Raw genomic sequence first — 6,000 nt, 5'->3', positions numbered from 1 at the left:
GACTCGTCACAGCGCCTTGGCTCTGGGCCGCCGGCATCCGAATTTGAGCTAACGAACTAGCCACACAGGCCACTAGAGAGCAAGGAGACCCAATTAATTTGGCTAACCCAATTAGTGCAGGCATCCATGACCCGTTTTTTTGCAAAAAAAATACATTCCCGAAAGTGACAAGCCATTAACCACCCGGGAAAAAGAAACCTTGAAATGGACGGCCATGGGAAAAACCTATGTCGAAATCAGCATCATTCTGAATATCGACACACGAACCGTGAAGTTTCATTTGGTCAATGCCATGCGCAAGCTCCAGGCAACGAACAAAGCCGAAGCAGCGGTCAAAGCATCCTTGATGGGTATGTTGTTCTAGCGCCTGTGCAATAGCAGGCCACTGTTGAAGCCTGACCGGGCTCTGAGCGATGGAGGCGGTGGGCGCCCTCTTGATTTTCCAGCCATTGCACTGCGGCTCGCGGATGGCAGCCGACCATCCGCAAGCCAGTGCCATCAAGCCAGCAGCTTAAGCTCGCTTTTACCGTACTTGAGGGATTTTTCGTCCGGGATCATCAGGCCAGTGTGCTCGTCGCGCCCCTGCAGGATGAAGCGGGCGTTCGGGGTGCCCAGCTGGGTGGCGGCCTGCTGGCTGTCGGTGCCGATCTCGCCCTTCTTCATGCGGTTGACGATCACCCCCACCGCCGTGTCGTTGAAGTCGCGCAACATCCAGGCATCGCCGTCGCTGTCGCCGGCCACCAGCACCGGGCCGTAGCCCTTTTGTTTCACCAGCACGTTCTTGATGCCGACAGTCTTGCCCGGCCCGTAGTTGAAGTGCCAGCCCGGCAGATAGCGGCTGGTGTACTTGCCCTCTTCCATCGCCATGCGCAGGCCGATCACGTTCTCAGGCGGCACGCCGTAGCCGTAATTGGGATGGCCGGCGAACACCCGCACCACATCGTCGATCGAGGCGGTGCTGACATAGACGTCGATGCCGTTGGCGCGCAGCGAGTGCATCAAGCCGCGGATCTCCTCATGGATGCGGATGCCATGGAAGTGGGTGTCCGCCACCACCCCTGCCTTGCCCGAAAGCGTGCGAGAACTCTCGTACTTGACCTTGCGCAGCGCGTCACCGATCGCATAGTTGTTCGAGGCCTCGGCCATCGCCTGCAATTCGGCCGTGGTCATGTTCTTGTAGAAGTACAGAATCCACTTGTAGCCGATCTCCACCGGGTAACTGTCGCAGATCGCGTCATACATGAAGTAGAGCTTGGCGAGGAAGTCCTTGTACTGCTCGCTGGTCTGGATTTCCTCCAGGCTCTTGTCACCAGCGAGGCCCTTGTAGTTGGCGTGCAACCAGCGGTAATCGGCTTCCACGTCGCTGGCGATGTCTTCCATCTTGACCGGCTTGCCGTCCACGGTGGTGTAGTCCTTCATGAACGGGCCGTTCGGCACGTCCTGGCGCAGCACGGCGGCGAACTCATCGGGCGTCAACTTGTACTGCAAATGATTGATCTGGTAGACCAGCAGCGCTTCTTCACAGTCGTTCATGATGCAGGTGTTGTCCCAGTCGAACACCGCGTATGGGCGCTGCTCCGGGCGGTAGGACGGGCTCTTGACGCCGTGCTGGTCGATCACCGCCTGCAGGCGCTTTTTGTTGAGTGGCGACCAGCGCGCCGGGTCCAGCTCGCTCGGCGTGGCTGGGGGCGTGGCGGCTTGCGTTATGCGCGATGACAACAACAGCGGACTGACGACGGAAACAGTGGCGAGGGTGTTCAGAAACTGGCGACGCTGCATGGCATAGCTCCTACTTCTAGACGAGAGGTTACAACCGAGGCGATGGCGAAAGCGTGTTTCGAAAAATGGACGAGAGGGAAAAACCGTCCGGCGACGAGGCTATCTTCAAATACACAAAAATACAATATTGCCACAATATTACACTTTCATGATTCGCAGGCTGCGCCTGAGCAATGTTTACAGGGCCGAGTCGAACTTGACAGTGACCGATCCCCCTCCACAATGCGTGCTCGGACAGCGACTCAACAGCAGGGACACCCGGCATGTGGCAAGAAGAGCGTTACCAGCGGATCCGCGCACTGCTATCGACCTTGCAGCGCGTTACCACCGACCGCATCGTCACGGAGCTGAATGTTTCACGCGAGACCGTGCGGCGCGATCTGGTCGCTCTGGAAGAACTGGGGGAGTTGAAGCGGATACACGGCGGCGCCATCCGCGTCGAGGACGAGGCGCCAATCGCCGAGCGTGCGCACATCAACGTCAAATTCAAGCGTGACCTGGCGCGCGCCGCGGTCAGCCTGCTGTCGCACGGACAAACTGTGTTTATCGACGCGGGCACCACCACGGTCATCCTCGCCGAAGAGCTGGCCAAGCTGGGCGGGTTAACCGTGATCACCAACTCGTTCAACGTGGCGCTGCAATTGCGCAATCCCGCCGTGCCGGGCGGCCAGCACAACGAGGTGATTGTACTGGGCGGTTCGCTCGACGATCGTGCTCCGGCTACGGTCGGTGGCACCACGGTGGCGGAAATTGGCCGCTATCGGGCCGACCTCGCGCTGTTGTCGCCCGTCGGCATCGATGCCCAGCGCGGTGCCAGCAACTACGACCACCGTGAAGCCGAAGTGGCGCGCGCCATGGCCGAGTATGCCGAGCGCGTGGTCATCCTCGCCGATTACAGCAAGATCGGCGTGGAGAGCCGCGTCGCCTTCTGCCCGCCAGAACGCATTGACCTGCTCATCACCAACCACAAGGCCAGTACCGAAGCAGCGTTCGCCGCACTGAACGCCAGGCTGAAACGCATTGTCCTGGCGTAGCGGTGGCCTGCCGGTTCAGAGGGGAATCGGGGCAGCGTGATGCCCAAGATGCGGCGCAACCCGCTTGATTGGCAGTGACAAGCGACCGTCACTCTCCTACAAGGTGTAAGAAATACCCGCCTGCAAGGTTCTCGGCGCGCCCGGATAGGCGTAGACGTTGCCAAAGGCGCCTTCGTCGTAGTGCCTGTCGAACAGGTTTTTCAGGTCAAGGTTAAGCCGCACGTGCTCGTTGACTTTGTAATAGCTGAGCAAGTCGAACACCTTGTAGCTGTCCATGGAGAAAGCATTGGCCGCGGTCTGGCCGGCGCGTTCGCCAACATACTTGGCTCCCAGCCCCAGGCCCAGCCCTTTGAGCCCACCGTCCTGAAACTCATAAACGTTCAACAGGCTGAAACTGTTCTGGGGAATATTCACCAGCCGGGTACCTGATTTCAGCACGTTGTCCTTCGTGACTTCGGCATCCACGTAGGCGTAACCACCAATCATGCGCCACTCTGGCGTGAGGTTACCGGCCACATTCAGATCCAAACCACGGCTGCGAACTTCACCCGCGGCAACGCTGAAGGTCGAGTCCACCGGGTCGGTCGTCAGGACGTTGCGTTTTTCGATCTGATACACCGCCGCATCCACGCTCAACTGGCGATCGAGAGCCTCCCACTTGACGCCCAGCTCGTAGGATTTGCCTTCTTCAGGCTTGAAGCCGCCGCCGGTACGGCTGGCCCCCGTGTTGGGTTTGAAGGAGCGCGCCGTGTCGGCATAGATCGCCACGGTCGGGGTCAGGTCGTAGGTCAGTCCCACGCGCGGAGTCACCGCGTTGTCGCTGTTGGTCCAGCTCGGACCGTTGACGATGTAGTTATCGTAGTCATGTTCGAAGTGCTCAAAACGCGCGCCCACCAAGGCTTTCAGACCCTCGGTCAGGGTCACCTGGTCTTGCACGAAAGCCGCGTAAGTCTTGAGATTCTCCTGGTCATGGGTGGGGGTGCCGGTCAGCGCCGGACGCGGCTGGCCGTAGACCGGATTGAAAATATCGATGGGGTAAGCACTGACCGAACCACTGGAGCGACGGATGATCGACTTGTAGTTGTAGTCCTCATATTCGATACCCGTCAGCAGGGTGTGATCGAATCCGGCGGCGGAAAAATATCCCGTCAGGTTCAACTGCAGATCCCGATCGCTCCACTCCAGCTTGCGGTAGTTGAAATTGCGCCCCAGGGTACGGCCGTCAGCAGCGACCCCGTTGGCCTCGATGGCATTGCCTTGCAAGGTGCCGTCGAGCCACTGGCCGCCGCCGCCCAGGCTCCAGTTGTCGTTGAGGAAATGCTCGAAGCGCACCTGCGCCATGTTGTTGTCGTTATGCAGCTTGCCGATATCTTTTTCGCCAAAAAAGGTATCCCGCGAGGCCACGCCGATCTGATTGGGATAACGGGTCACACCGCGATCGAGCGGCGCGTTGTTGCGCATGAAGTCGCCTTCGAAGGTGATACGGGTGGTGTCGTTGACTTGCCAGCTGAGGACCGGTGTCACGCCGTAACGCTCGTTTTCCACCTGGTCACGAAAGGTATCGCCCCCCTCGCCAATCACGTTCAGCCGATAGGCCAATGTTCCCTCGTCATCCAGCGGCCCCGTGGCGTCCAGCGTCGCACGGCGCATGCCTTGGTCGTTGAGCTGACTGCCCAAAGTGACCGCACGTTCGGCCAGGGGTTGCTTGGACACCACGTTGAAGGTGCCACCGGGGTCGCCACGGCCATATAGCATGGTGGCCGGCCCGCGCAGGACCTCCAGGCGCTCGATGGTGTTGGCATCGGGCATGTTCGGGTAACCGCGGTTGATCGGGAAACCATTGCGGTAGAACTCGCCCGTGGTGAAACCGCGCACGGTGAAGGTGGTCAGGCCCTGTCCACCGAAATTGTTCGCCCGGCCCACACCCCCGGCGTAATCCAGTGCGTCTTGCAGACGAGTGGCGCTGAGGTCCTCCACCGCATCCCGGGTGACTACACTGATGGACTGTGGGGTTTCATGAATCGAGGTGTCGGTGCGCGTGGCACTGGCCGAGCGGGTCGCTCGATAGCCCTGGACGGGGCCCCGGGCCTGCTCATCGGACGTGCCGTTGATGTCGATCGCTTGTAACTCTATTGACGCAGGATCAGTCGGGGCTTGTTCAGCCCAGGCGGACTGGGAGATTGCTTGGATCACACACAGAGAAACGAGAGTTCGACGCATCGACGTACAGGCCCTTGGGAAGACGCCAGGTACTTCTGAAACCTGGCAAGATTGTGTAACGAATAATATCAATACACATTCTCATTTGATACCTCCTCTCACTTCTGCTCCTCAGAAAAGTATCTCAAGAACAAGTAAGCGAGAGCCAAAAGATCCCGCGCAATGTGCCAGTAAGCGGCATACGCACCGGTCAGAGATCGACCTCGCATTTCAGCTCGATGAGTCTCATCGATGCGCCGCAGGCAGGCCGCAAAGCAAAGCGCGGCGAGGAAGATACCGAGGGACATCAGAGCTCCATGGCAAGATTAACAGGCGGAAAAACGGCGCCCTCGGGCGCGCGTTTTGTCTCACCGTCAGTGGCGGTCTCAGGCGCCTTGAATCACACCCTTGAGCACGCTTTTGAAATGCTCGACTTGTGCCTGGCTTTCTGGATGTGATGTTCCGGCACAAAGGCGTTATCAATGATCAAGGTTTTGCTGCCGCTGCCGCGCATGCCCATGGCGTACCAGTCATCACGAATGTCGTAATCACTGCGCGGCAAGACAGCGAAACAGTAGTCCTGATTACCTTCAGCGTTTTTGCGTCTGAAACCAACGATTGCCCACTCGGCATGATCGCAACCGCTGCTCCATCCCATCTCACCGCTGAACATCACGCCGCCGTCGATCTCTTCAGTGCGACCGAAGGGCGCAATACTGCTGTTGGCAGTGGCATCAGGATCGTCGCCCCAGATCTCCTGCTGAGTCTTTGCAGGGAACATCGCGAGGTGGGTACACAGCAAACTCTTTATTATTGGCGTCTGCTGATCCCGCCTCGCCTTGCACTCCATTGCTTCTTACGGTGCAGGAAATGGCGGAGATCAATCATGTGTGCCGGGTCAGTATGCGTAAGCAGGACGCTATGAAAAATGCACGTTCCAAGTGGAAGATTGCACTTTTCATAGCAGGGAAGTTTCGCGCGGGTTGAA

General features: G+C 58.8%; 5 protein-coding genes and 1 pseudogene. 2 read left to right on the top strand and 4 right to left on the bottom strand.

Translation table 11 applies throughout. The features are described from left to right. The first annotated feature begins 139 nt into the window (after window positions 1-139). On the top strand, window positions 140-364 hold the full coding sequence (locus AC07O1_RS28825) for a helix-turn-helix domain-containing protein (protein ID WP_495091007.1): 225 nt from the start codon (window positions 140-142) through the stop codon (window positions 362-364). A 134-nt stretch (window positions 365-498) separates the two neighbouring features. On the opposite strand, the gene AC07O1_RS28820 is transcribed toward AC07O1_RS28825, so the two are convergent. Further along, window positions 499-1,779 carry an HAD family hydrolase gene (locus AC07O1_RS28820; RefSeq protein WP_495091006.1) on the bottom strand — a complete coding sequence of 427 codons (1,281 nt, stop codon included), beginning with the start codon at window positions 1,777-1,779 and terminating at the stop codon, window positions 499-501. Window positions 1,780-2,042: 263 nt separating this feature from the next. On the opposite strand from AC07O1_RS28820, the gene AC07O1_RS28815 reads away from it, so the two are divergent. Continuing rightward, window positions 2,043-2,813, top strand: coding sequence for a DeoR/GlpR family DNA-binding transcription regulator (locus AC07O1_RS28815; RefSeq protein WP_495091005.1), 771 nt, complete (start codon window positions 2,043-2,045; stop codon window positions 2,811-2,813). Window positions 2,814-2,909: 96 nt separating this feature from the next. On the opposite strand, the gene AC07O1_RS28810 is transcribed toward AC07O1_RS28815, so the two are convergent. The 3 genes and pseudogenes from AC07O1_RS28810 to AC07O1_RS28800 all read right to left on the bottom strand — a co-directional run. Beyond that, window positions 2,910-5,033: a TonB-dependent siderophore receptor gene (locus AC07O1_RS28810; RefSeq protein WP_495091004.1), complete on the bottom strand. Its 2,124-nt coding sequence runs from the start codon at window positions 5,031-5,033 to the stop codon at window positions 2,910-2,912. 98 nt (window positions 5,034-5,131) lie between these two features. After that, entirely contained in the window at window positions 5,132-5,320 is a 189-nt protein-coding gene (locus AC07O1_RS28805; protein ID WP_495091003.1) for a hypothetical protein, read from the bottom strand. A 131-nt stretch (window positions 5,321-5,451) separates the two neighbouring features. After that, window positions 5,452-5,817, bottom strand: a pseudogene (locus AC07O1_RS28800) (p-hydroxyphenylacetate 3-hydroxylase oxygenase component); the annotation flags it as partial. Window positions 5,818-6,000: the final 183 nt, after the last annotated feature.

The sequence above is a fragment of the Pseudomonas sp. GW821-FHT07G10 genome (assembly GCF_059418545.1).
The sequence above is the reverse complement of the archived record's forward strand: the minus strand, read 5'-3'. Positions and strand labels throughout refer to the sequence as shown.

What these genes read in the sequence shown, in the direction of transcription:
- AC07O1_RS28820 (WP_495091006.1), bottom strand. Translation starts at nt 1,779, where the DNA reads ATGCAGCGTCGCCAGTTTCTGAACACCCTCGCCACTGTTTCCGTCGTC.
- AC07O1_RS28815 (WP_495091005.1), top strand. Translation starts at nt 2,043, where the DNA reads ATGTGGCAAGAAGAGCGTTACCAGCGGATCCGCGCACTGCTATCGACC.
- AC07O1_RS28810 (WP_495091004.1), bottom strand. Translation starts at nt 5,033, where the DNA reads ATGCGTCGAACTCTCGTTTCTCTGTGTGTGATCCAAGCAATCTCCCAG.
- AC07O1_RS28805 (WP_495091003.1), bottom strand. Translation starts at nt 5,320, where the DNA reads ATGTCCCTCGGTATCTTCCTCGCCGCGCTTTGCTTTGCGGCCTGCCTG.